Source organism: Xenorhabdus entomophaga, from assembly GCF_037996725.1.
Lineage (GTDB): Bacteria > Pseudomonadota > Gammaproteobacteria > Enterobacterales > Enterobacteriaceae > Xenorhabdus > Xenorhabdus khoisanae.
Window position 1 is genome coordinate 1 of record NZ_JBBMXH010000072.1, and the last position, 26,086, is coordinate 26,086.

Annotated in this window: 15 protein-coding genes and 3 tRNA genes; 13 read left to right on the forward strand and 5 right to left on the reverse strand. The window is 45.1% G+C overall.

Translation table 11 applies throughout. The features are described 5' to 3' along the window. The 5 genes from AAC854_RS14825 to recD all read left to right on the forward strand — a co-directional run. Positions 1-81 (forward strand): IS1 family transposase (locus AAC854_RS14825; RefSeq protein WP_340615970.1); only part of this gene is annotated, 81 nt, incomplete at its 5' end. Positions 82-448: 367 nt separating this feature from the next. Further along, a complete protein-coding gene (gene recC / locus AAC854_RS14830) occupies positions 449-3,871 on the forward strand; it encodes an exodeoxyribonuclease V subunit gamma (protein WP_340617783.1) in 3,423 nt (1,140 codons plus the stop codon). A 19-nt stretch (positions 3,872-3,890) separates the two neighbouring features. Next, the gene (ptrA, locus tag AAC854_RS14835; protein ID WP_340617784.1) at positions 3,891-6,776 is read left to right on the forward strand and encodes a pitrilysin; all 2,886 of its coding nucleotides are present in this window, start codon (positions 3,891-3,893) and stop codon (positions 6,774-6,776) included. Beyond that, the gene (gene recB / locus AAC854_RS14840) at positions 6,773-10,459 is read left to right on the forward strand and encodes an exodeoxyribonuclease V subunit beta (protein WP_340617785.1); all 3,687 of its coding nucleotides are present in this window, start codon (positions 6,773-6,775) and stop codon (positions 10,457-10,459) included. Before ptrA ends, recB begins: the two co-directional genes overlap by 4 nt. 5 nt (positions 10,460-10,464) lie before the next feature. Next, the gene (gene recD, locus AAC854_RS14845; RefSeq protein ID WP_340617794.1) at positions 10,465-12,354 is read left to right on the forward strand and encodes an exodeoxyribonuclease V subunit alpha; all 1,890 of its coding nucleotides are present in this window, start codon (positions 10,465-10,467) and stop codon (positions 12,352-12,354) included. 102 nt (positions 12,355-12,456) lie between these two features. On the opposite strand, the gene argA is transcribed toward recD, so the two are convergent. Then, complete coding sequence (argA, locus tag AAC854_RS14850) at positions 12,457-13,782, reverse strand: amino-acid N-acetyltransferase (protein ID WP_340617786.1); 1,326 nt, start codon at positions 13,780-13,782, stop codon at positions 12,457-12,459. 239 nt (positions 13,783-14,021) lie between these two features. Here argA and amiC point away from each other — a divergent pair, with 239 nt between their 5' ends. Then, positions 14,022-15,269, forward strand: coding sequence for an N-acetylmuramoyl-L-alanine amidase AmiC (gene amiC, locus AAC854_RS14855; RefSeq protein ID WP_340617787.1), 1,248 nt, complete (start codon positions 14,022-14,024; stop codon positions 15,267-15,269). Between the two features lie 149 nt (positions 15,270-15,418). On the opposite strand, the gene AAC854_RS14860 is transcribed toward amiC, so the two are convergent. The 3 genes from AAC854_RS14860 to AAC854_RS14870 form a co-directional block, all read right to left on the reverse strand. Continuing rightward, positions 15,419-15,495, reverse strand: a tRNA-Met gene (locus tag AAC854_RS14860). A gap of 68 nt (positions 15,496-15,563) precedes the next feature. After that, positions 15,564-15,640 (reverse strand) — tRNA-Met (locus AAC854_RS14865). A gap of 120 nt (positions 15,641-15,760) precedes the next feature. Then, positions 15,761-15,837: transfer RNA gene (locus AAC854_RS14870), tRNA-Met, on the reverse strand. Positions 15,838-16,066: 229 nt separating this feature from the next. On the opposite strand from AAC854_RS14870, the gene mltA reads away from it, so the two are divergent. Together mltA and tcdA are read left to right on the forward strand one after the other, a co-directional pair. Beyond that, entirely contained in the window at positions 16,067-17,164 is a 1,098-nt protein-coding gene (mltA, locus tag AAC854_RS14875; RefSeq protein WP_340617788.1) for a murein transglycosylase A, read from the forward strand. A gap of 75 nt (positions 17,165-17,239) precedes the next feature. Further along, complete coding sequence (gene tcdA, locus AAC854_RS14880) at positions 17,240-18,052, forward strand: tRNA cyclic N6-threonylcarbamoyladenosine(37) synthase TcdA (protein WP_340617789.1); 813 nt, start codon at positions 17,240-17,242, stop codon at positions 18,050-18,052. An 8-nt stretch (positions 18,053-18,060) separates the two neighbouring features. Here the strand turns inward: tcdA and csdE are convergent, their stop codons facing one another. Further along, a complete protein-coding gene (gene csdE / locus AAC854_RS14885) occupies positions 18,061-18,534 on the reverse strand; it encodes a cysteine desulfurase sulfur acceptor subunit CsdE (protein ID WP_340617795.1) in 474 nt (157 codons plus the stop codon). Positions 18,535-19,019: 485 nt separating this feature from the next. Here csdE and AAC854_RS14890 point away from each other — a divergent pair, with 485 nt between their 5' ends. Genes AAC854_RS14890 through AAC854_RS14910 form a run of 5 tightly spaced genes read left to right on the forward strand, consistent with a single transcriptional unit; the run spans position 19,020 to position 25,785 of the window. Further along, positions 19,020-20,765 carry a type VI secretion system baseplate subunit TssF gene (locus tag AAC854_RS14890; protein ID WP_340617790.1) on the forward strand — a complete coding sequence of 582 codons (1,746 nt, stop codon included), beginning with the start codon at positions 19,020-19,022 and terminating at the stop codon, positions 20,763-20,765. Between the two features lie 12 nt (positions 20,766-20,777). After that, complete coding sequence (gene tssI / locus AAC854_RS14895) at positions 20,778-22,742, forward strand: type VI secretion system tip protein TssI/VgrG (protein WP_340617791.1); 1,965 nt, start codon at positions 20,778-20,780, stop codon at positions 22,740-22,742. Then, positions 22,739-23,512, forward strand: a complete 774-nt coding sequence (locus tag AAC854_RS14900) for a DUF4123 domain-containing protein (protein WP_340617792.1) — start codon at positions 22,739-22,741, stop codon at positions 23,510-23,512. The genes tssI and AAC854_RS14900 overlap by 4 nt, the downstream gene beginning before the upstream one ends. 15 nt (positions 23,513-23,527) lie before the next feature. Next, the gene (locus AAC854_RS14905) at positions 23,528-25,372 is read left to right on the forward strand and encodes an S-type pyocin domain-containing protein (RefSeq protein ID WP_340617793.1); all 1,845 of its coding nucleotides are present in this window, start codon (positions 23,528-23,530) and stop codon (positions 25,370-25,372) included. Further along, a complete protein-coding gene (locus AAC854_RS14910) occupies positions 25,369-25,785 on the forward strand; it encodes a hypothetical protein (protein WP_235428011.1) in 417 nt (138 codons plus the stop codon). The genes AAC854_RS14905 and AAC854_RS14910 overlap by 4 nt, the downstream gene beginning before the upstream one ends. Positions 25,786-26,086: the final 301 nt, after the last annotated feature.

Sequence of the window (26,086 nt, forward strand, 5' to 3'; positions counted from 1 at the left end):
AAGACGATTGGCTATTCCAAATCCGAAGAGATGCATGACAAGGTGATAGGGACGTTCATTGAGCGTGAAAACTACGTTTAATGAATGATCTAACTATTCAATACATGACCGTCTATCGGGTGAAAAATATCTTCCGGTTGCTATTATTACGTTTGAAGCGAGCTGATTAACCACTGGCAGTATTTCAAATCGCAGTAGTGAAAAATCACGATATCGTTTGAAACGGAGGCGTGACAAAATAAGTTTACCGAGAGGGTTATTCTTGGATGGTATTTTACTACATGCAATGATTTATCAAAGTGATGATGCCTTAGAAAGATATATAAAGTGAAAAACCCTAGCAGCAATTTTATTTGTATAGAATATTGTATAAATTTGACAATAAAATTAAATAAATTATTTAATATCAGTATGTTAAATGGGTTGTTCTATTCCAGTGGGAGCATTGATGTTTAGAGTTTATCATTCAAATCAACTCGATCTTCTCAAAGAGTTGATGGCGATATTGATCGGGGAAAACCCCCTTTCTGACCCATTTGGCAAAGAAGTGATTCTGGTTCAAAGCCCGGGAATGTCACAGTGGTTGCAGATTCAATTGGCAGAGAAACTGGGCATTGCCGCGAACATGGAATTTCCACTTCCCGCGACTTTTATCTGGCAGATGTTCACTCTGGTATTACCTGATATTCCTAAAGATGGTGCCTTTAGTAAGGATGCCATGAAATGGAAGTTAATGATGTTGTTGCCTGAATTGTTAACAGAACCCGAATTTTCGGCCCTCAGGCACTATCTTGATCAGGATATCGATAAACGCAAAATTCACCAGTTAGCGGGCCGGGTTGCGGATCTATTTGACCAATATCTGGTTTATCGTCCTCAATGGTTAGAAAACTGGGAAAATGGTCAATTAATTGATGGCTTGAGCAGCAATCAATTGTGGCAACAAAGACTCTGGTCTGAACTGACAGAGTATACTCGTCAGCTACAACAACCGCTGTGGCATCGCGCCAATTTATATCAGCGGTTTATCTCGACGTTGGAAAGTGGAAATTTTCCATTGGGGAATCTGCCTCCGCGTATTTTCATTTGTGGGATCTCCACGCTTCCCCCTACTTACCTGCAAGTATTTAAGGCATTAGGGCAACATATTGATATTCATCTTATGTTTACCAATCCGTGCCAATATTATTGGGGAGATATTCAGAGTTATACGTTTCTTGCCAGGCTAAATAGTCGTAAACCGAAACATTATAAAAACAGCCAATTACTGGAAAGATTTAAAGATCCAGATAATGCCCCGTCACTCTTTAATGATGAAGGGGAACAAAATCTGAATAACCCGCTATTGGCATCCTGGGGAAAATTGGGGCGGGATAATCTCTACCTGCTGTCACAATTAGAGCCAGATTCCGATGTTCATGCTTTTGTTGAACTGGAAACTGACTGTATCCTGCACCAAATCCAACGGGATATGTTTAATCTTGAAGACCATGCTCAGATTGGATCTACGGATAGTACTTTCAGAAACAGTTTAAAAAAACGCCCGTTCGATGATACTGATCGTTCCCTGACTTTTCACTCGTGCCATAGCCCACAGAGGGAAGTTGAAGTGTTGCAGGATCAGCTCCTGCATTTGTTGGATGATGATCCCTTGCTGACACCGAGGGACATTATTGTGATGATGGCTGATATTGACAGCTATGCCCCCTATATTCAGGCAGTTTTCGGGAATGCGCCGGATGATCGTTATATTCCTTTTGCTATTTCAGACCGTAAGGCGCGTCAGGCTCATCCTGTTTTACAGGCATTTATTACGTTGTTAGATTTGCCACAGAGCCGATTTACGGCTGAGCAGGTATTGGCATTATTGGAAGTGCCGGCTTTAGCCAGTAAATTTGCCATTCAGGAAGAAGGATTGCGTTTATTGCGGCGTTGGGTGAAAGAATCCGGGATCTGTTGGGGGCTGGATGATGACAATATTGAAGCTTTGTCTCTGCCTGCCACGGGGCAGAATACCTGGCGTTTTGGCCTGACACGAATGCTACTGGGTTATGCGATGGATAGCCACGCGGGGCCGTGGAATGATGTTTTGCCTTATGATGAATCCAGTGGTCTTGCTGCTGAATTAGCCGGTCAACTGGCTGAGTTTTTAATGGAATTGAATCGCTGGCGGAAGATTTTGAGTGAAGAGCAGCGGTTGGTGGATTGGCTGGCAGTCTGTCCACAATTGTTGGAGACTTTTTTTGAAGCCGATGACGAAATTGAACTGGTATTGGCACTGATCACGCAGCAATGGCAAAAAGTGATTGATAACGGCCTTAATGCACATTACAGCGAAAAAATTCCTTTGGTGCTATTGCGGGATGAATTGGCGCTTCGTTTTGATGATGAGAAGATCAGCCAGCGTTTCTTAGCAGGATCACTTAATTTCTGTACCCTGATGCCTATGCGTTCTATTCCTTTTAAGGTTGTTTGCCTGCTGGGAATGAATGACGGCGTTTATCCGCGCTCCATCCCTCCGCTTGGGTTCGATCTGATGGTGGAAAAAACACAGCGGGGGGATAGAAAACGGCGCGATGATGACCGTTATCTCTTTTTGGAAGCATTAATTTCGGCTGAGCAATTTCTTTATATCAGCTATATCGGCAAATCGATTCGGGATGATACCGCATGTAACCCATCTGTTCTGGTCAATGAGTTACTGGATTATGTTTGTCAGAGCTTTTGCCGCTCGGGTGATGAAATGCTGAATGTTGATGACAGTGCGAGAAATGTCAGAAATCATTTACTTTCACAGCATACCCGTGTTCCTTTTGCGACAGAGAATTTCCTGCCCGACCATTACTCACAAAGTTATGCCGCAGAATGGCTGCCTGCGGCAGCACAGCAGGGAGCCTCAGAGATTGATTTTTGTCAACCGATTGCATTTGATCGCGGTGAAGTAAAAGAAATTGCATTGGATGAACTGATCCGTTTTTATCGCCACCCCGTCAGGGCCTTTTTTCAGCAGCGGCTAAAAGTACATTTTGTTATTGAAGAAATGGAGTTGCCTGAAGAAGAACCTTTTGTACTGGATAATCTGCAACGTTATCAATTTAACCAACTGTTGCTCAGTATCCTGATAGAGCAGGGCGATCCGGCATCTTTGTTCCATCATCTCCGGGCATCGGGGGGATTGCCATACGGCTCTTTTGGCGAAGTCTATTGGGAAGAACAGCTGGAATCCATGCGGCCACTGGCGGATAAGGTACGTGAAGAGAGAACCGAGACTTTTTCCATCGACCTGTATGAAGAATTAGATAGTGTGATATTGGCCGGAAAAATCAATCAGATACAGCACGATGGAATTTTACGTTGGCGTCCGGCGAACTTAACGGCCAATGATAGTATCCAACTATGGATTGAGCACCTTGCCTACTGTCTTTCTGGTGGAGACAGCGAAAGCCGCATGTATGGAACAGGGAAAAAGGATAAGAGGGAGAAAGAAAGTAAAAAGGTGCCAGATTGCCGATTTTTACCGCTAGGGCGGGATGAAGCGAGAAAATACCTGAATCAGATGGTAGAAGGGTATTTTCAAGGCATGTCTGAGCCTCTTCCTCTATTTTGCCGAAGTGGCTGGGCATGGCTGGCTGATTGTTTTGACCGTGAAAGTCAGGAAATCAACTTTAGTGAAGAAACTCAACAAAGTGCTGAAAGTAAATTGATGGAGCAATGGTTGGGAACACATGACAGAAAAGGTGAAAGTTACGATCACTATATACAGCGGGCTTTCCGGCAAGTTGATCAATCACTTTTAGAGCGTATGAAACGCGAAATTCAGAGCTATTTGTTGCCTATGGCTCGTTATTCAAATGGCTCGTTGTTCAAATAAATAGGGAGAATATTAGGTTATGCCTAAGTATATCGTTAGCATCATGATGATGCTCTTTTTGCTGCTTTGTGGGGTAACGGCATATGCTCAACCGCTGTGGCAACCGTTGCCGGATACAATTCACAAGAGCAATCGCGATCCTCGCCAATATGAAGCAATTCAATTGCAAAATGGCATGACAGTCCTGCTGGTTTCCGATGAAAAAGCGATTAAATCATTGGCCGCCGTTTCGATTCCGGTCGGTCATATGGAAAATCCAGACAATCAGCTTGGTTTGGCCCATTATTTGGAACACATGGTATTAATGGGTTCCAAACGCTACCCACAACCAGGTGATTTTGCTGAATTTCTGCAAAAACATGGGGGAAGCCGTAACGCCAGTACAACTGCCAACAGCACCTCATTCTATTTGGAAGTTGAGAATGACTCCTTAACTGAAGCGGTTGATCGTCTTGCAGATGCGCTGGCAGAACCTTTGCTGAATCCGGTCAATGCCGAACGTGAACGCAATGCTGTTGATAATGAAATGACCATTGCCCGAGCAGGTGAAGCACATCGTATGTGGCAAATCCGTTCTGAGACCATCAATCCCTCTCACCCTAATGCCCGCTTTGCTGGTGGAAATTTAGAAACGCTTAAAGATAAACCAGACAGCAAATTACAGACCGCACTGGTTGATTTTTACCAACGCTATTACTCCGCTAATTTGATGAAAGGGGTTGTGTATGGCAACCAATCAATCGATAAATTGGCTCAGATGGCGTCGGAAACCTTCGGCCGTATTCCGAATCGACATGCTTCAGTACCTGCTATTACAGTGCCGGCAATTACCGATAAAGAAAAAGGCGTCATCATCAATTATGTGCCTGCCCAACCCCATAAAGCGTTAAGACTGGAATTTAGCATCGCTGACAACAGTGCAGATTTTCGCAGTAAAACAGACGGATATGTTGGGTATTTGATTGGTAACCGAAGCCAGAATACCTTGTCTGATTGGTTGCAGAAGGAGGGACTCATCGAAGGTATTGATGCTGGAGCGAGCCCCAAAACTGATGGTAATTCCGGGACGTTTGAGATTTATGTTTCGCTGACGGATAAAGGGCTTGAGCATCGTGATCAAGTTATAGCCGCTATTTTTTCTTATATTAACCTGCTGAAACAACAGGGGATCAATAAGAGCTATTTCGATGAAATGACAAAGGTTCTTAATTTGTCATTTCAATATGCGTCAATTGTGCGGGATATGAACTACATTGAAGGGTTGTCCAATGCCATACAAGTATTGCCTGTTGCCCATGTGCTGGATGCGGGTTATGTTGCGGATACCTTCAAGCCAGAAGCGATAGCGAGCCGTTTGGATGAATTAACACCTGAAAATGCGCGTATCTGGTTTATCAGCCCAACAGAGCCACATAACAAAGAAGCTTACTTTGTGCAGGCTCCGTATCAGGTCAATAAAATTACCCCGAAACAGTTGGCGGACTGGAAACAGCTCGAGCAAGGCGTTTCGTTCTCTTTACCTAAATTGAACCCTTATATTCCTGATAATTTATCCCTGATTAAAACATCGGGTCACCAAAAACACCCTAAAATGATTTTGGAAAAGCCGAATGTTCGCTTGCTGTATATGCCGAGCCAATATTTTGCGGATGAACCTAAAGGCAGTATTGCTCTGGAAATGCGTAATCCTAATGGATTGAAAAATATTAAGGATCAGCTTTCAGATACATTATTGAGCTATTTGTCCGGGCTTGCGCTTGATCAACTGGGTTATCAGGCATCAGTCGGAGGAATGGGCGTTTATACGGGGTATGTCGATGGTTTGAGGATCGGTGTCAATGGTTATACGCAACATTTACCGGAGTTGTTAACTTCAGCAATTAATCAATATATTTCGTTTACGCCGACTCAGGAAGAATTGGCACAAGCGAAATCATGGTATCGGGAGAAACTTGAAGTCTCCAATAATGGCAAGGCCTTCCAAATGGCTATGCAGCCAATTTCTCGCCTTTCAAGCGTGCCTTACTTTGAACAGGCAGAAAAATTGAAGGTACTGGATACCATCACCGTTGACGATATTGTGAAATATCGCCAGATGATGATTCAACATGCTGCTTTACAAGCGTTTATCTTCGGTAACTTTACGGAGCAGGAGAGCATTAATATCGTTCAATCAGCGCAGAAGCAGCTCGCTAATCAGGGGACGGTATGGTGGACGGGCGATCACATTGTGATTGATCGCAATTATGCTGTTGATTTCAAGGGAACTGCGAACAGTACAGATAATGCTTTGGCTGAAATTTTTATCCCGACAGGGTATGACCGTATCCATAGTAAAATTTACTCCAGTTTGCTGAGTAGCATTTTGTCACCGTGGTTCTATGATCAATTAAGGACGACAGAACAACTTGGCTATGCGGTCTTTGCTTTCAATCAGAAGATAGGAGAACAGGGGGGATTAGGTTTTCTGTTGCAGAGTAACAGTAAACAACCCGATTACTTGCACCAGCGTTACCAAAGCTTCTATCAGCAGGCAGATAAAAAATTGAAAGCGATGTCTGATGCTGAGTTTGAGCAGTATAAAAAAGCACGTCTGACAGAAATGCGTCAGCCGCCAGAGACGTTCTATTCAGAAGCCGCTCGTTATAGTTGGGATTTTGGGCGCAATAACTTCAAATTTGATGCGAGAGAGAAAAACATTGCGGCCATGGAAAAAGTCACGAAAGCACAACTGATTGAGTTCTACGAAAAAGCGGTTATCAAGCGTCAGGGACTGACACTGATTTCCCAAATTACCGGGAAAAAAGGCACGGTTCATCAATATGCTGAGCTGAAAGGATGGAAAACTTACAATTATGTGTCAGATTTCCAGAAACAATTACCGGTTAAGGTGAATGCTCAGTGAGCAAAGACATACCCGAACACCAGATACAATCCCATAAACTTAACCCATTAACATTGCCGCTGTATGGTCAGCGGCTGATCGAGGCTTCAGCAGGCACAGGAAAGACCTACACAATAGGTTTGCTTTATCTTCGTCTGTTACTGGGACTGGGCGGCTCCGCCGCCTTTTCCCGCCCGTTGAATGTTGAGGAGATTCTGGTTGTTACCTTTACAGAAGCGGCAACGGATGAATTGCGTGGACGTATTCGGGAAAATATCCATCAGCTTCGCTTGGCGTGCATACGGGAAGAAACAACTGTCAGCGATCCGGTCTATCAGCAATTGCTGGATGAGATTTCTGATAAGAAGAACGCCGCGAGTTGGTTATTAGCCGCTGAACGCCAAATGGACGAAGCGGCGATTTATACCATCCACGGTTTTTGTCAGCGAATGTTGGTTCACAATGCGTTTGAATCCGGTGTGCTGTTTGAGCAAACGTTAATTCAGGATGAGAGCCAACTGCGTAAACAAGGCTGCGCCGATTTCTGGCGGCGTCACTGTTATCCTCTTCCATTGCCGATCGCCTCAGAAATAAGCCGAATATGGAGTGGACCGGAAGCATTGCTGAAAGATATCTCTGATTATTTGCATGGGGATATGCCGTATATCGTCAATGCGCCTAATGGCGATGAAACACTGTTTAGCCGTCACCAGAAAATTATTGAGCAAATTGATCTGATAAAACGTCAGTGGAATGATGCAGCTGCTGACTTACCCGGTCTTATCGCCAGTTCCGGAGTTGATAAGCGAAGCTATAGCAGCCGGTTCTTACCTAATTGGTTAAGTAATGTCTCTGAATGGGCTAAATCACCAACCAAAGATTATCAGCTTGCCAAGGACTTGGATAAATTTTGCCAATCACGGTTGTTGGAAAAGATTAAAAAAGGTGAAGCTCCACGGCATTCATTGTTTGAAGCTATTGATGAGTTATACCAGCATCCACTAACTCTGAAAGATATCATTATCGCTAAGGCGATTGTTGAAGTTCGCCAATCTGTCAATCAAGAGAAACTGATGCGTGGCTACATGGGGTTTGATGACTTGCTGACCCGGTTGGATAGCGCCTTGAGGCGTGTCGGCGGGGAGCATCTGGCAACGACTATCCGCCAACGTTATCCTGTCGCGATGATTGATGAATTTCAGGATACTGACCCCCAGCAATATCGTATTTTTCAGGCTATATATCGCGATCCATCAGAAGACCAGTCGGCAGAGTCCCCATCATTAGAAAATGGCTTACTGTTTATCGGAGATCCTAAGCAAGCGATTTATGCGTTCCGTGGTGCGGATATCTTCACCTATATTAGGGCGCGTTCCAGTGTTAAAGCCCATTACACGTTAGAGACTAACTGGCGTTCTTCCGCGCCAATGGTGCAAGCCGTTAATAAACTGTTTTCCCGAACAGAACGCCCATTCTGGTTTGAACAGATCCCATTCATTAATGTTAATGCAGCCGAAAAAAATTATGGGCTGAAATTCTCTTTACATAATGAGGTGCAGGCTGCGCTGCGATTTTGGTTACAACCCGGTGAGGGAGTTTCCAAAGGAGAATATGAACAGAGCATGGCGCGGCTGTGCGCAGCCCAAATCCGGGATTGGTTACAGGCAGGGCAGGAAGGTAAGGCACTGTTGTGTAAGAAAGAGATGTGTCAGGCAGAAAAAAGCCGTCCCGTTATGGCGGCAGATATTACGGTATTGGTGCGTGATCGACGGGAAGCCGCATTAATCCGTAAGGAATTAAACGCATTAAAGATACCATCGGTATTTCTTTCCAATCGGGAAAGTGTGTTTGATACACCGGAAGCTAAAGATCTACTTTGGTTGTTACAGGCGGTTTTATCGCCGGAAAAGGCCCGAGAACTGAGAAGCGCACTAGCCAGTAGCTTATTTGGTATGAGTGCACAGCAAATTGATCAACTGAATCACGACGAAGCTGAGTGGGATCGTCTGGTTGATGAATTTGATGGCTATGCCCGTTTATGGCGCACACGTGGTGTATTACCGATGTTGCGGGCGGTGATGGTGAAATATCAGATAGCGGAAAATTTGCTGGCCGGAGATGATGGTGAACGTCGGCTTACTGATGTGATGCACATTGGGGAGTTATTGCAGGAGGAATCCCAGCAACTGGATAGCGAACACGCTGTTGCCCGTTGGTTGGCGCAGCAGATTTCCCGCCCTAATCCACAATCAGAAGCCCAACAAATGAGGCTGGAGAGTGACCGGCACTTGGTACAGATCTGTACTATCCATAAATCAAAAGGGCTGGAATATCCATTGGTTTGCTTGCCTTTCATTTGCAGTTATAGGAAGCAGAAACAGGCGGTTTACCATGATCGCCGTAATTTTGAGACTCATCTCAGCATTTCACATGATGATGAAAAACTGAAAGAAGCTTTGGAACTGGCTGATGAAGAGCGCCTGGCAGAAGATTTACGCTTACTCTATGTTGCATTAACCCGTTCAGTTTATCACTGTAGCATTGGTGTGGCTCCGCTTATCAAAGGAAATAGAGGAAAAACGGGGGAGACCGATTTACATTTGTCTGCATTGGGGTATCTATTGCAGAAAGGTCAGAAAGGCGATGCGGAATTGCTGGTGGATAGCTTAAATGAACTTTGTGATGACAGCATAGAAGTTGAACTGGTGGGCGAATCTGATGATGAGCAATGGTGCTCACAAAGTGAAATTCCTTTTTCGCTGGAAGCCCGAAGATTTCAGCGTTCCATTCGGGATGACTGGCGAGTGACAAGCTATTCAGGTTTACAACATTCAGCTTCCCACGCTATTTCAAATGCTGTTTCTCATGAACGCACCAGTGCATTTGTGGAGTCAGTTGATGTGATCGTGCAATCCATCGCTCCGAAGCTGGATATTGACGCCCGAGGTGAAAAACAAGAGGAACAATCGTTGCAGATGACACCGCATACTTTTCCACGTGGAGCATCTGCGGGAACTTTTCTGCACAGTATTTTGGAAGATTTGGATTTCGCTACCCCCCCTGAGCAAACGTATTTGGCAGAAAAACTGGCAGCATCAGGGTTTGATGAAAGTTGGGCACCCGTGTTGGAACAGTGGGTGAAAGATATTCTGAACGCAGAATTGAATGGGCAAGGCATGCAGCTTGCCGGTGTGCCTCGCCATCTTCAGCAGAGTGAAATGCAGTTTTATTTACCAGTGGATAAGTTACTGCATTCAAAAGAGATGGATGCCCTGACTCGTCGTTATGATCCGTTGTCAGCACAATGTGCACCGTTGGCCTTTTATCAGGTCAAGGGGATGTTAAAAGGATTTATTGATTTGGTTTTTTGCTGGCAGGATAAGTTTTACGTCGTGGATTATAAATCAAACTGGCTGGGAGAAAGTAGCCAGTCCTATACGCAGGAAGCGATGGCTAAGTCTATGATAGAACATCGTTACGATTTACAGTACCAGCTCTATACGTTGGCTCTGCATCGTTATTTGCGTCATCGATTAGCGCACTATGATTATCGTCAGCATTTCGGCGGGGTAATATACCTATTTTTACGCGGTATTGATAAGAATAATCCCGGACATGGTATTTATCACTATTTACCGCCCTTTGAATTTATTGATGAACTGGATACGCTTTTCAGCGCTGTGGGTGAGGAACAAAGCGTATGAATTCCATGATGTCATTATTGCAACACGCCGTGAGCCAGAAGTTGTTGCGACCGCTGGATGTGCAGTTTGCTTATGCGATGATTGAAGATGAAAATCCTCTATTATTGCTGATCATGGCCTTGTTAAGTGCGGAATCAGGCGCGGGACATGTTTGTTTACCCCTCGAACGGATTTCACCAAAATATTTATTTGAAGGCAGGCAGCCTGAATTAGCCGCTTCGCTTTGGTCTTTAACGGGTGAGCCTGATCAACAGCAGATTATTGCAGCTTTGCAGGCATGTCCGGCAGTGAGTACGGGGGCGTTTCCTGCGCCGATTATCCTTTCGCTACAGAATGTTTCTGATTACCGTTTATATTTGCAACGTATGTGGCAAAGTGAACGGCGTGTGGCAGATTTCTTTGCCACTGTTGAATTGACTGATGTTCCTGATGAAATGCAGTTACGCCGCATTCTGGATGAGCTTTTCGGTGTCACTGTTGAGGGGGAGATCGATTGGCAGAAAGTTGCGGCGGCCGTTGCGGTAACAAGCCGTATTTCAGTTATTTCTGGCGGGCCGGGAACAGGGAAAACAACGACCGTGGCTAAGCTGCTGGTTGCCTTGATTAAACTACATGAAGGGCAGCCATTGAGCATTCAATTGGCAGCACCAACGGGCAAGGCAGCTGCGAGATTAACTGAGTCTCTCAGGGAAGCAGTAAATAAATTGGCTTTGACCCCGGAACAATGGCGTAACATTCCAGAACAGGCGCAAACCATCCATCGTTTACTAGGCGCACAACCTGATAGCCAGAAGCTTCGCTATAATCGCAGTAACCCTCTTGCCCTTGATATCTTGATCATTGATGAAGCCTCCATGGTGGATTTACCGATGATGGCACATTTGATTGATGCTTTACCGTCGCGGGCAAAAGTGATTTTTCTGGGGGATAAAGATCAGTTGGCGTCGGTCGAAGCCGGCGCGGTATTGGGGGACATTTGCCGCTTTGCTGAACAGGGATATAGCGCTAAACGTACAGAACAACTGGGGCGATTAACCGGATGCCAGTTGATGTCCTATTCCATGTTGCATTCTATATCGCATCCTGATGATAAACCTTTCGCCGTGCAGGATTGTCTATGCCTGTTACGTAAAAGTTATCGTTTCAATTCGGCCTCTGGCATTGGAAGGCTGGCATCGGCAGTTAATCAGGGAAATCGTGCCGGAGTATCTGCGGTATTGAAGCAATCTTTTCCCGATGTTTCCTTTAACCCTCTTTCAGGGGATGAAGATTATCAGCGTTTATTGACTGAAACTGCTGCGGGTTACTCCCCATATTTGGCGATGGTGAATCAACGGGCTTCAGAAAAAGCCATTTTGGCGGAGTTTAACCGTTTTCGGTTATTGTGTGCGTTAAGGGAAGGGCCGTTCGGGGTTATGGGGTTAAATCAGCGAGTGGAGCAACTGCTGCACAGAAAAGGAATTATAACGCTGCCCAGAAATATCGAGAATCGGGGTTATTCCGGGCGTCCGATCATGATATTACGTAATGACAGTACCCTCGGACTGTTTAATGGCGATATCGGGATTATGCTCAGGAATCAGGATAATGAACTGAAAGCTTATTTTCAGTTATCGGATGGGCAGATCAAAGGGTTCCAGCCGAGCCGATTGCCACAACATGAAACGGCTTATGTGATGACGGTGCACAAATCTCAGGGTTCAGAATTTGAACATACGGCATTGGTATTACCGACTCAATATTCACCGATAGTCAGCCGGGAATTGGTGTATACCGCACTGACCCGGGCGCGGGAGAAATTAACCCTTTATGCCCATAAGCCTGTGTTGGATAAGGCTGTGGCTACGGCAACACAGCGCCGGAGTGGGTTGGCAGAATGGCTAAATCAGCCGTGAAACAGGCATTGGCCAAGGTTGCTATCACCAAGGCCAATGTAACCGGATTCAATGCAATTAAGGGTAATGTGAGTAAAGTTTCCGTGTATAAAATCAATAGAGCTATAAATTCAGCATTAAGATCTTGGAACAGCGCTGGTAGTTATACAGGGCTTGCTTTTCCACTGGCAATGTCTCAATGCCAGCGGGTTCAAACCCTCTCTCTTGAAACCAGTGAATACTAAGAGTTGTAAGTACAAAGATTTTTTCTAACCCTACTTGTTTAGCCTGATTGATAATGGAATTTAGCAATATTTCACCCCGGGAAGAGTTCCGATAGTCTGGATGTACAGCAACGCAGGCCATTTCCCCTATTTTTTCATCAGGATAAGAATACAGGGCGGCACATGCGATGGTGACGTTATCGAGTTCTATCAACATGAACTTATCAATCTCCATTTCCAATTGTTCCCGTGAACGACGCACCAAAATGCCTTGTTGTTCCAATGGGCGAATAAGCTCAAGAATGCCGCCAATATCATTGATATTGGCACGGCGAATCTGTTCGGAACGCTCCATAACAATTTGAGTACCGATACCTCCACGGGAAAATAGCTCCTGAATCAGAGAACCATTTTCCTGATAACTGATCAAATGACTGCGGCGAACGCCACGGCGACAGGCTTTGATGGCTCCCCTCAAGAAACGCACTGTTCCTGAATAGTGATCATCGGAGTTTTCCAATTCATGCAGGCGGTTTTCTCCTTCATTGGGGAACATTTCTGATAATGTATTTCCTTTGGCATCAAGCACCCCCTGTGATGAACAAAAACCGATCAGTTTTTCCGCCCTTAATTTAACCGCCAGTTGCGTTGCAATCTCTTCTGTTGTCAGGTTGAAGCTTTCTCCCGTAACGGAAACGGCAACAGGCCCAATTAACACAATCGCGTTATTGTCCAATTGTTGGTTGATGGCATCTTCATCAATACGGCGTATTCTGCCACTGTGGCAATAATCGACCCCATCATCGACGCCCAAGGGCTGGGCAATGATAAAATTACCGCTGACAACATTAATATGTGCGCCTTGTGATGGGGTATTGCTCAGGCTCATGGAAAGGCGAGCCGTAATATCCAGTTGCAACAGCCCGGCAGTCTGTTTGACCAGATCCAGCGTTTTGGCATCAGTTACCCGGGTGTGTTTGTGATAAAACGGTTGGTGATTGTGTTCGGCAATATTTTGTTCGATTTGTGGGCGAGCGCCATACACGACGATTAAACGAATGCCCAAATTATGCAGTAATCCAATATCGTTGACGATATTGGAAAAATTATCATGGGCGATAGCTTCACCTCCCAGCATAATGACAAAGGTTTTACCTCGGTGTGCATTGATATATGGAACCGAGTGCCGGAATATTTCAACCAATTCGGTACTGCGCTCTCTCATGAAACCCTCTCTGAGTGAATTTTTATTCGAATTTTTTGTATTTTTATTCTTTTTGAAAGGAAATGGCAAGCGGAAACATGGATAAAAATAACGTTATTATTTATATTGGTATAAATAACTTGAGAGAGCAAAAAATGCTTTTTTTGATGACAGCGATTCTTTAATTAATTAGAGTTTCCGCCTGACTATTATGTTGGGTAAAGATTACTGCGTTTGGTTGTTTTTAAATGGAATAAACGATGAGTCATTCAGACCATAATTCTTCACGTCGCCGTCTGTTGAAAGGCGCAGCCGCTGTATGGCTGTTGAGTATTAGTCCTATAGGCCAGGCAGCAAATTCAAAAGTGATTGCTGTCCGTATTTGGCCTGCATCAAGTTATACCAGAGTGACGTTGGAGTCTAATATTCCACTCAAGTATCGCCAATTTTCTCTCTCAAATCCTAATCGCATTGTTATCGATTTACAGGGTATCCAGCTTAATAGCATTTTGAGCAGTATGGGAACACAGGTTCAGCGACGCGATCCTTACCTGAAAGTGGTGAGAGCAGGACAATTTAATCCTAAAACGGTGCGTTTGGTTTTTGAAATAAAACAGCCAATTTCTCCGCATATTTTTACATTGCCTCCGATTTCGAAATTTAAGCACCGTTTGGTATTAGATCTTTATCCGAAAAAGGCCACTGCTGTGGACGATGATCCTTTACAGGCTTTGCTTGAAGAGTACAACAGCGGGGATTTAGAAAAACACTTGCCTGCGAAAACACGCAAACCGGGTAAGGCCGGGAAAGACAGGCCAATTGTAATTATGCTCGATCCGGGGCACGGCGGTGAAGATTCAGGGGCGATTGGAAAATATAAAACCCGCGAAAAGGATGTTGTGTTACAAATTGCTCGTCGTTTACAGGCGCTCATAAGGCGTGAACCTGGCATGAAAGTTTACATGACCCGCAATGAAGATGTCTTTATTCCGTTGAAAGTTAGGGTGGCGAAAGCACGTAAAATGCAGGCTGATCTCTTTGTTTCTATTCATGCGGATGCCTTTACGAACCGCTCTGCTCGTGGTTCATCCGTATTTGCGTTGTCAACTAAGGGAGCCACCAGTAATACTGCCCGTTTTCTGGCCCAGACCCAAAACGAGTCTGACTTGCTTGGGGGAGTGAGTAAAAGCGGTGATAGATATTTGGATCATACTATGCTGGATTTAGTTCAGACCGCGACTATCAACGATAGTCTGAAATTTGGTGGTGAAGTGCTAAAAATAATGAATAAAATCAATAAGCTGCATAAAAATAGTGTCGATCAGGCGGGGTTTGCAGTATTGAAAGCACCAGATATTCCTTCCATTTTGGTGGAAACAGCGTTTATCAGCAACTTGGAAGAAGAGCGTAAACTTAAGACAGCCAAATTCCAGCAACAAGTAGCGGAATCTATTTTTGCTGGCATCAAGGCTTATTTTAAAAGTGGCGCAGAATTGGCACGGCGGTGAAATATCCGCCTTAAATACTTACAGCCAGACTTAAAATAGTCAGACTTAAAAAATTTAAATAAGATTTGGGATCGTCTGTGAAAACCAGATAAGCAATAAGGGATGAGGATTAAGGAAATAATAAAAGGAAGTATTGATAAAAATAAAATTGGTTGCGGGGGCCGGATTTGAACCGACGACCTTCGGGTTATGAGCCCGACGAGCTACCAGGCTGCTCCACCCCGCGTCCGTCTACTTGCAAACTCTGATTATAAATAATGAGCGCAAATACTGAATAATGGCATCATACAAAATTGGTTGCGGGGGCCGGATTTGAACCGACGACCTTCGGGTTATGAGCCCGACGAGCTACCAGGCTGCTCCACCCCGCGTCCGTCTATTTGCAAACTCTGATTATCAATAGTGAGTGCAAATACTGAATGATGACATTCTTTACTGTCAGATTTTGTCTATGCTAGATCATCTGTTAATGAATGATATTCGCGTAGATTTGGTTGCGGGGGCCGGATTTGAACCGACGACCTTCGGGTTATGAGCCCGACGAGCTACCAAGCTGCTCCACCCCGCGTCTGATGTCGGCACACTATACTCTTGAATGGCGTGGTTGCAAGTTTTTTTATTGATATTTACTGAATTTGTTTGTTTGTTGGTTGAAAATCATTCTTGTTGTTTTGTTTTTGTTCTATGTGTATTGAAAAACTATAAGCTATTTTTTTCTAACTACATTTTATTATTTATTGGTGTTTGATATTGTTCATCGTCGGATAGTGATGATGGTAAGAAAATAAGGTATAAATATGAAGCATTGGGGCAAATATCTTTTATGTGGATTTGTCATCTCGTTATTATCGGGGTGTCATTTACATCCGACGGATCAGGCTCAGCAATATAAAGATGGTCGGATTACCCAAAATCTCCAGTTGGTTAACATGCCTAATGCTCAGGGTAGCCCGGTTAATGCCAAAGATTTTGCTACCCAAGTTAAATATATCAGTACATCTTCTCCCCGCTTGTACAACAGTCATCGTGAAACATTCGAAGCCATCGAAAATTGGATGTTATCCGGTGGTGATACCCGCCATTTAAATGAATTTGGTTTACTCGCCTATCAGATGGAAGGCGGAGATAATTACGGTAATGTGAAGTTTACTGGCTATTACACGCCTGTTTTGCAAGCCCGGCATATTAAGCAAGGGGAATTCAAATATCCGCTGTACAGTATGCCAACGAAATCGCGTTTTCGTTTACCCAATCGCTCCGCAATATACAGCGGGGTGTTGAACAAAAAATTTATCATCGGGTACAGTAATTCCCTGATGGATAATTTTATGATGGAAGTGCAAGGAAGTGGTTACGTCAATTTTGGTGATGGTCAGCCATTGACCTTTTTTGGTTATGGGGGAAAAAATGGGCATGCCTACCGCAGTATTGGCAAGGTGCTGATCGACCGTAAAGAAGTACCGAGTGACAAAATGTCAATGAAAGCGATCCGTCAGTGGGGAGAACAGCATAGCGAAACCAAAGTGAGAGAAGTGCTGGAACAGAACCCTTCATTTGTTTTTTTTAAACCTGAGCCATATACCCCTGTCAGAGGAGCCAGTGCAGTTCCTCTTGTTGCAAAAGCTTCGGTGGCATCTGATAAGGCATTGATCCCGCCGGGAACCGCATTACTGGCGGAAGTCCCTGTGTTGGATGAATCGGGTAAATTTACCGGACAGTATCGCATGCGGTTGATGGTGGCATTGGATGTTGGTGGTGCCATTAAAGGGCATCATTTCGACATTTATCATGGTGTTGGTGAAAAGGCAGGTGAAATGGCAGGTTTTTATAATCACTATGGTCGTGTTTGGGTATTGAAGAAAGCCTCATCTGGTTTTTTAGCGGCAAACCAGTAAGATCCCCTCCTATTAAAATCATCAATCGATAACCTATCTCTATCGGGATAGGTTTTATGCAGGATTTATTTAGCGATGCAAGTTTCTCTCTCTGATGCTTATCTTCAACGTTTCGCTGGTACGGCTCGATTATATGGCCAGAAAGCGCTTTCATTATTTGCCCGCTCCCATGTCTGTGTTGTCGGCATTGGCGGTGTCGGTTCGTGGGCCGCAGAAGCGTTGGCGCGTACTGGCATCGGCGCTATCACACTGATTGATATGGATGATGTTTGCATCACCAATACCAACCGCCAATTGCATACGTTGGTACAAAATGTCGGGTTGCCGAAAACGGAAGTCATTGCCGAGCGGATACGGGCCATTAATCCTGAATGTCAGGTAACTAGCATTGATGATTTCGTCACGCCTGATAATGTCGCTGAATTGATGTCTACAGGATTCAGTTATGTCATTGATGCCATTGATAGCATACGGCCAAAAGCGGCGTTACTGGCTTATTGCCGTCGCTATAAGATCCCTGTTGTCACGACGGGGGGAGCAGGCGGGCAACTTGATCCTACCCAGATTCAGGTGGTGGATTTGGCGAAAACAGTACAAGATCCGCTGGCAGCGAAATTGAAAGAGCGCTTGAAATCGGATTATCACGTAGTGAAAAACGGCAAGGGCAAATTAGGCATTGACTGTGTTTTTTCCACGGAACAGTTAGTTTATCCGCAATCTGACGGCACGGTTTGTGCTGCCAAGAGCACGGCGGATGGTTCCAAACGAATGGATTGCGCTTCTGGTTTTGGTGCCGCAACGATGGTTACGGCGACCTTTGGTTTTGTTGCTGTATCCCACGCACTGAAAAAGATGGTGGCAAAAGCCGAACGGGAAAAAGCGCTGTAATACACAGATTAATTCGTGTCAGTGCGTGCGATTTCCTGACGTGCTGCCTCTTGAATAGTGTTAATCAGGGATTTCACACCATTGAGCCGTGATCCACTCAATTGTTGTTCCAGGCCGAGTTGTTGAAATAGCTCGGCCAAAGGTGTCTGCAAAACCTGCTCAGGTGTTTTGCCTTCCACCGCCGTCAGGATAACCGCTAATAATCCTTTAACAATACGACCTTCGCTATCACCATAAAAGTGCAGGTAGCCCCCTGAAAGCAGTTGATATCCCAACCAAACACGGTTTTCACAACCGGACATTTCAATATTCTGCTGTTTAAGTTCATCCGCCAAAGGTGGCAGTTTTCTGGCAAGGCCGATTAGCTGCCGGTAGCGATCTTCCCACAACTTACATTGCCGGAAGTTTTCAATGAGTTGTTGCTCTGTAATCTCTGTTCCGAATGGATGCGGAGCAAGGATGCTGTCTGAAAGTTGTGTCATCGGTTTTTTTATCTTGCAGTGGATTTGTTGCTGATTTCCTCTGGATGAGGTTTCAGGATCATAGCAGTTATCATTGCTATGATGAATTGGCATTTCCGCCGAATTAAACTTCCTTGAATTTGGAACAAGCGGCATTTTTTGGAAAATAGAAATGTGATTCAGATCTAATTATTACTGAAATGATGAATTTTAGGTTTTTTGGAAAAAGTGTTTATATTTTCATGCCTAATGATTTATGCGCATTTTAATCTATTTCTCTATGTCCGATTTTACTTACGAACCTAGGTTTTTCCTCTAAATCAGGAACAATCTCAAAATTAATTATAATTAATTTTATTTGTGTTTTGTTTTTTATTTCATCTTCAAATTGTTTAATATACATGCTTGATTCTTATCGATCACCTAAAACAAGTGGGAAATATCCCTGCCAAATTCACCAATTCATATACCGGACAGACGGACAAACAATTTGAAAGGATTGCTTGATGGATCAATTTGAACGCTATTTTCAGCAGGAATTAACTTATTTACAGGAACTGGAAAAGTTAGCGTGTGGAGAAAAACCTCATCTGAATGATGTACTCAGCGGGCGAGATCCTGATGTCGCGCGATTGAATGAAGGCTTCGCTGCGTTAATGGCCCGTTCAAGCCAGAAAATAAATGACGCTTTCCCTGAGTTAACCCAGCCTTTGCTGCAACGTTTGCAGGCTCAGTCTGTTAAGGGTATTCCTGCTACCAGCGTTATGCAGATTGAGGGAGGGAAAGAAGCTGATTTTGCGTTTTCACTTTCTACTGGGACGAAAATTCAGACTCCCATCGGCCAATCCTTTATTACTTCGCGACAATGTCATGTTCAGCCGTTGATGTTGGTTGGTCGGGAAATAACTCATCAGGATCAGGAAACTCAACTCACCCTGACATTTGAATATATTGGTAAGGATGACCATTGGGATGTCCAGCCAATAGAGTTATTTCTCAGTCGTGATGAATCAGTCGCAGACAGTTTGCTGTTGGCGTTGTGTCGTTACTGTTATAGCGGCGAGCTGCATCATAATGGGCAAACATATTTGATGGAAACACTGCGGTTTGTTCCTCGATCGGGCAAAGAACGGTTGGTATTGCCATCGCACATTACGGCGGGAAATTGGGCGCCACAAATGTTGATGGAATCGTTTTATTTACCTCATGTTCATCATTTCCTGACGCTGGAAATGCCGTATCCCGTCAAATCCCGTCGCTTACCGATGACCGATAACCGGACATTGACGCTTACCCTGAAACTGGACACGCTGTTGTCACTGTCTGATAAACAAATAGCTGATGCTTTTCTGTTGCATTGTGTACCTGTGGTTAATCTCCAGTTGGAACGATTAACTCAGCCTTTCAAGCCTGATACTGCCCGTTATCCGTTGCCATTAGCGCCACATCAAAGGTTATTGCATGTAACCGAACTTACCCTGAAAGGCGAACCGAATGAAGAAGGAAGGGAACGTGGAGAAGCCAGTCGATTTTATCCGGTCAGTCAATTAACAGGCATGTCCCGCCATCAACCTGAATATGATAATGCCTGGTTTTATGCACTGGAAGTCACCCGTGATGCCTTAGGCAGATTGGAGTATGCACTGGTTTTTTATGACAACCATGCAAAATTGATGGCACATCCACCCAAGCGCCAGTTTACCTGCCATTTTGTATCATTTAATCCACAGCCGATAGTGTTGCCGCCAGATGAGACTTGCCTCGCCGAAAGCCTGCCGGATCGCTTTCAGATACACACAATTACACCAATATCAAATAGTTATCCGCCAGTCATTGACAGTCAGCGGCATTGGCGGTTGTTGTCTCACTATTCTATGAGCGGTTACGTGCTGTTGTCAGCAGAGGCTTTCAAACAACTTTTGCGGGATTACGATTTTTACACGGACAGTGACCGTCCCGTCAGTCGCAAACTCCAGCAGATGATTGACGGGATCCAAGATATCAAATCTGAGGCAAAGGACAGGCTTGTTATGGGGCAACCGCGCCGTTGTCTGTATATCGAACTGACGCTGAATGAAAACGCTTATGCCAGTCAGGGAGAGTTATTCCGCTTTGCCAATGCGCTCTACCAATTTCTGCCATTTTTTCTCAGCAACGACATGTTGATGTTGATGGACGTCACTTGTCAGCCTTCCGGCGAACAATGGCGTTTGTCGCCGCTTCCCCTTCGGGGATATCGTCCAATAATGTAAGGATAGACAACAATGGATGGATTAGTCTTTACCTGCCAAATCGGTAAACTGCCCAGAATCACCTTTCAGGTGGCGGAGTTCAGTTTGCGGGAAGCTCTGTCAGAGTTGTATCACCTGAGCCTGACGGTGGTCAGTTCCCTTGATAATATCGCCCTCGGTGAGCAGTTGGGTATGGCTGCTTCCCTGAGCGTTATCCGTGATGGCGTAGTGGAACGTACCATCAATGGCATCATAGCCGGAGCGGAACAAGGTAATAGTGATGGCCGACGCACTTATTACACTTTTACTATCAGGCCGGAAATGTGGCGTATGACCCTTAATCAGGACAGTCGCATCTTTCATCGTCAGTCCGTGCCGGAAATCCTCAAACAATTGCTGCAAGAGCACCGTATCAAGTCAGATTGCAAATTCTATGAAGATGAAGGGCATCATCCGGTACGGGAATATACCACCCAGAAGCGTGAATCGGCCTATGATTTTTGGTGCCGTTTGGCGGCGGAAGAGGGTATTACTTTCTGGTTTGAGCAAGATCAGCTCTTTTACAGTAATTCTCACCTCGGAATGCTGGCAGGCATATTCCTGACCTATAATTCACAGTCGGATACGGATAATACTGACTCTACGGTTACCCAGTGGCGCTACGGTGAATTTCTCTGCCCAGATGAGTTTACGCACAAGGATAATAACTTCTTACGGCCCCCCTACCCCTTGCAGCATCAGGCAATGCTGGAACAAGGGCGTGGTCATGCCGTGTTCGAAAGTTACGGGCGCTTTCAGTTGGATGCCGAAGGCAAGCCGCTCTCTGCACTGCGTCTGAATCAACTCAACAGCGAAAGCAAAATGGGATCAGCCAGCACTAACTGCATTCAGTTACGACCGGGCAAAATATTTATGCTGAATAAGCACCCGATTGCCTCTATGAATGATCGCTGGCAGGTAGTCGGCGTTACCCATCACGGCATCCAACCCCAAGCAGCGGGTGTGGAAGGAGAAGGTACAACCTTGACCAATAGCCTGACCTTTATTCCGGGTTGGGACGATTGGCGTCCATCATACCGCTACAAACCGCTGGCAGACGGCGATGAAGTGGCTACCGTTGTCGGACCGGAGGGCGAGGAGATTTTCGTCAACGAACACGGTGCGATCAAAGTGCATTTTCACTGGAACCGCTATGACGAGCCGGGAGATGGTTCCTCTTGTTGGGTGCGTGTGGCACAGGGCTGGAACGGTCATGGATTTGGTTTTATGGCGATCCCCCGCATTGGTCAGGAAGTGATCGTCTCCTACCTCAACGGCGATATTGATCGCCCGATTGTCACGGGTTGTACTTACAATGGCCGCAATCGACCGCCATTGGATTTACCTGCCGAGAAAACCCGCACCACCTTCAAAACCCACACTCACAAAGGGCAGGGTTTTAACGAACTGCGCTTTGAGGATGCAAAAGGCAGTGAGGAAGTCTATATCCACGGTCAAAGAGACTTCACAGCTCATATTGAAAATGATGTCCACTGGCACATCAAACACGACCAGAAACAGCACATTGACAACAACCATTACATCGATATTCAGGCGGATGAACATTCACAGGTGATGGGCAGCCGTAAATACAGCACTGAGGGGGATGCTTCCCACCGCATCACGGGTTCTCAACATATTCAGGCCGGAGATGCACTGGTCAGTGAAAGCGGGCAGGAAACCCATCTTAAGAGCGGTGGCAAAATTGTGTTGGAAGCCGCGACTGAAATCAGCCTGAAAGTCGGTGGCACTTTTATCAAAGTGACGCCGGGCAGTATTCAGTCTTCCATGATTGATGTGGGCGCGGGTTCCGGCAGCAGTGGCCGGGGAATCTCACTGCAATTGCCGGAAGGAGTTCCGACGCTGCCTGAAGTTAAATTCCCGATTAAGAAATACTGTGCGTTGCAGGCACAGGAAAGCGCCGCGTGGGTGATCAAATCACCGGGAGGAAAAGCATGACAACCAGTTGGACAACGTGGCTCAGTGCACCGAATAAAGCACCGGTTTTTCTTATCGTCAACCAGCTTGCCGCCCCTAATCCTGTCGATATCTTTTATGCCAATGACTGGGTGGCTCAGGCTTTCCCGCTTTATAGTGGTACTCCGTTGGCACACTTGATGGAACAAGGGCCGTGGTTGATTCAGCCCAAAGCCGGCAGCCTTGCACCTCTTGGGCGCTTACTTGATCGCTGGGCATTCAGTGACGAAAGCTGGGGCTGGGCATACCGCAGCAAAACAACCTGGCAGGCGCAATTACATCATTGGCAGCGGCATCAGTTTGCGACTCTGCGTGATGAGCAGGTGGTTTTTCGCCTGATGGATACCCGAATTGCCAGAGTATTAATACCTGCCATGCAGCCCACCGACTGGACATCCCTCCTGAATCCTATCACTGAACTGATGCTTGACATGCCAATGCCTGCCGTTTTCAACCGTCCGGCAGATTGCCCGCCCAGCCAGATTGAACGGCCTTTTGTGCTGGAGCCGCATCTTATTGCCGCGTGGGAGCAGTCAGATTTGGCACTGGAAGGCTATGCCAAGACATTGACCTATGAACTGTGGGAAGAGCAGGGAGAACTGGCACTGAAGCTGGATACACCGAATGGTGCATTGACCCCGCGTCTGGCCGGATGGCTGAAACAGCGCCGACAGCAGGGTTCCCGCCTTCAGGCGTTGACCATTCATGACTTTCTGGCGGAAAGCGGCATTAACGCGTCGCGCCTTAACTAAAAAAGGATTTCGTTGATGAGTGAGACAGGAAGATTAGATTGTGTTCCCTGCAATAAATTCAAGCACTGGCTGGAATTTCAGTTATTGGACAACCAGGGCAAGCCATTAGCCGGTATTCCCTATAACCTGAAAAGCCGGGATGGTGTTATCAATGCCAGTGGTGTAACTGATGGTCAGGGAATATTGCGGGAAGAAAACTTATCGTCGCTGCCCATGACACTGCATGTGGATGCGCAGAAGCTGGCTGATCAGTTGACTGAAAAATCCCCCGCAGAGGCGATGGAAAAACAAAAAGGGACGGGAGCCTATCACCAGCTTATGCCGGGAGATATCAGTGATACGACACCGGAAGTTGAAGGCTGGACGAAAGAAGCCTTACTGCATTCAAGATACTATCCTGATCCCAGTTGCCCGGGATTTATCGCGATGCCGGGCCACAATCGCCGCCATGTATTGGAGATTGCCCGCATCGCCAAGCCAGTCTTTGCTAAATCCTGTCTGCAACCCGCGGGTTGTACGGACGCCGGAACGGAAACTGAGCCACATACTCATTTTGGTCAGATGCAGGTCTTTCAGCCCAAGCCAGCGGTTCAATCGCAGAAGAAGCTGAAAAGCTCTGAGCCGTGGTATCTTGAAGCGATTGCGGGACTTGGGAACTTGGTATTTTCAAAAGCAGAAGCGAATCCAATCCTTATAGAATATTCTTTGCAGGCAGCTCAGCAGACACAAGCGGCTATGACGGGTACTACTGCTATTGCAAACCATGAGAATAATGGCAAGGAGAAAGAAACACGCCCTTTACTGTCCTCAAGTGAGAAGCAAAAGTTGGATAACATCCGGTTTAGTATGTCCCGCGAATCTTATCTCACGAGTGCATCCGCAATAACTTTAGGGATGATGATACGGAATTGGTGGGATGACAGTGATAAAGACTTACTGAGCCACGAAAACTTAAAGGACATTGCCGATAAAAAAGGAACTGCACCCACCCGTGTTCGTTATCGTTTTGTGGAGAATACACAAAACGGGCAACTCACTGCAGTGGGATATCATACCAGCGAGGAAAGCGGGCTGGAGCAGGTCAAAGTCCGCAATGTGAAATATAATGAATCATTAAACCGGTATGAATTTTGGGAAGATGATGCGGCTTCACCCACACTGGCTTGGTACTTAGACACACGAACAGGTGAATTATCACAGAGCGATATTGATAAATATGCTCAGCAGGATGCGAGTATCAATGCCAAGGTGGCTGTGCTGGATCCGGAAATTAGCAGCCAAACTCCGGGCTTACCGATACCGGAGCAGCGGACTTGGCGGGACGGGGTTTATATTAACCCACAGCAAGATCCGAAGCAGATGGGTGATAATGCCACGACTACGCCAATACCGGATGAGAACAGGCCAACGACGTTAACCACGCCAAAACCGGAACAGAAGAGTTTTCGTGATTATATTCTGATCTTCCCGGTTTCGAATGTTCCGGCGATTTATGTTTATTTGAGTAGTAGTCATGGTAAAGGTAGTGGGTTAATTGATGGTATACCGAGAAACCCAGGTACTGTAAGGCGATTTATGTCAACAAAGGAATATAAAAAATTCAAAAAAGAGGGATTTACCTATGATCCAAATGATTCAAGAGGAGGAATTAGTGTCACTTCTACAAAAGTTGATCCTAAAAATCCAGACGCAATAAAACGAAGCACAGGAGCCCTGGGAGCTGACTATTATGTTGATATTGATACAAGCAAGAAAAATGTCGAGTTAAAGGGCAAAACTAAAGGAGGTGTAATGGACTGGAAAATTAAGGATAATGTTACTGACGACGATATTATTAAATATGGGAGAGTAGAAAAGTGAGAAATGATTTTCCTGCTATATTGGATAGATTTATCAAAAGTTATTATGAATTGGTGGATTGCATTACTAATGTGAAAGATTCAGATTCTTTTAAATCTGATGAGAAGTTTAAAAATAACCTAGAAAAATTAGTTACATTAAGAGTATATCAACTTAAAGCATTCGTTATTTTATTAAATAATTTCCCAGAAGATGCAATATCTCTTTTTAAAAGACGATATTTGTCTGTTGATTTAGAAAACTCTCCTCGCGATCAAGTTGCCGATCTAGATATTATGTTTTCAGATATAAGAGAGGTCTTAGGAAATAATAAATTTAATGAAATTCTAAATTGCCCAGAATTTACGGAAAAAAATAAAGATTACTATCGTGTAAAAGAAGCGATAGAGTTTGCTCTGGAGGAAGATGAGTAAGATCTAAAATATAAATAAGGAAAGCCATTGAAATTTATGGCTTTTCTTTTCATGTCTGAATCCAATAAGAAGCCAAATATAAATAAAGGAATAACAACATGCGACCATTAGAGCAAATGATAAAAAATGAAGCTGTTGAGGATAGCTGAGTTAACATATTAAGTGCAACAGGTGAGATATTAAAAGGTGGGAGTCAACTGTGATAAATTTCACAGCTCTCACACCCGAAATAGTAGCCTGATATGCATAAACAAATCAGACAGTATCGACAGTTGACTCCAGGACAAAGATATCAGCTTCA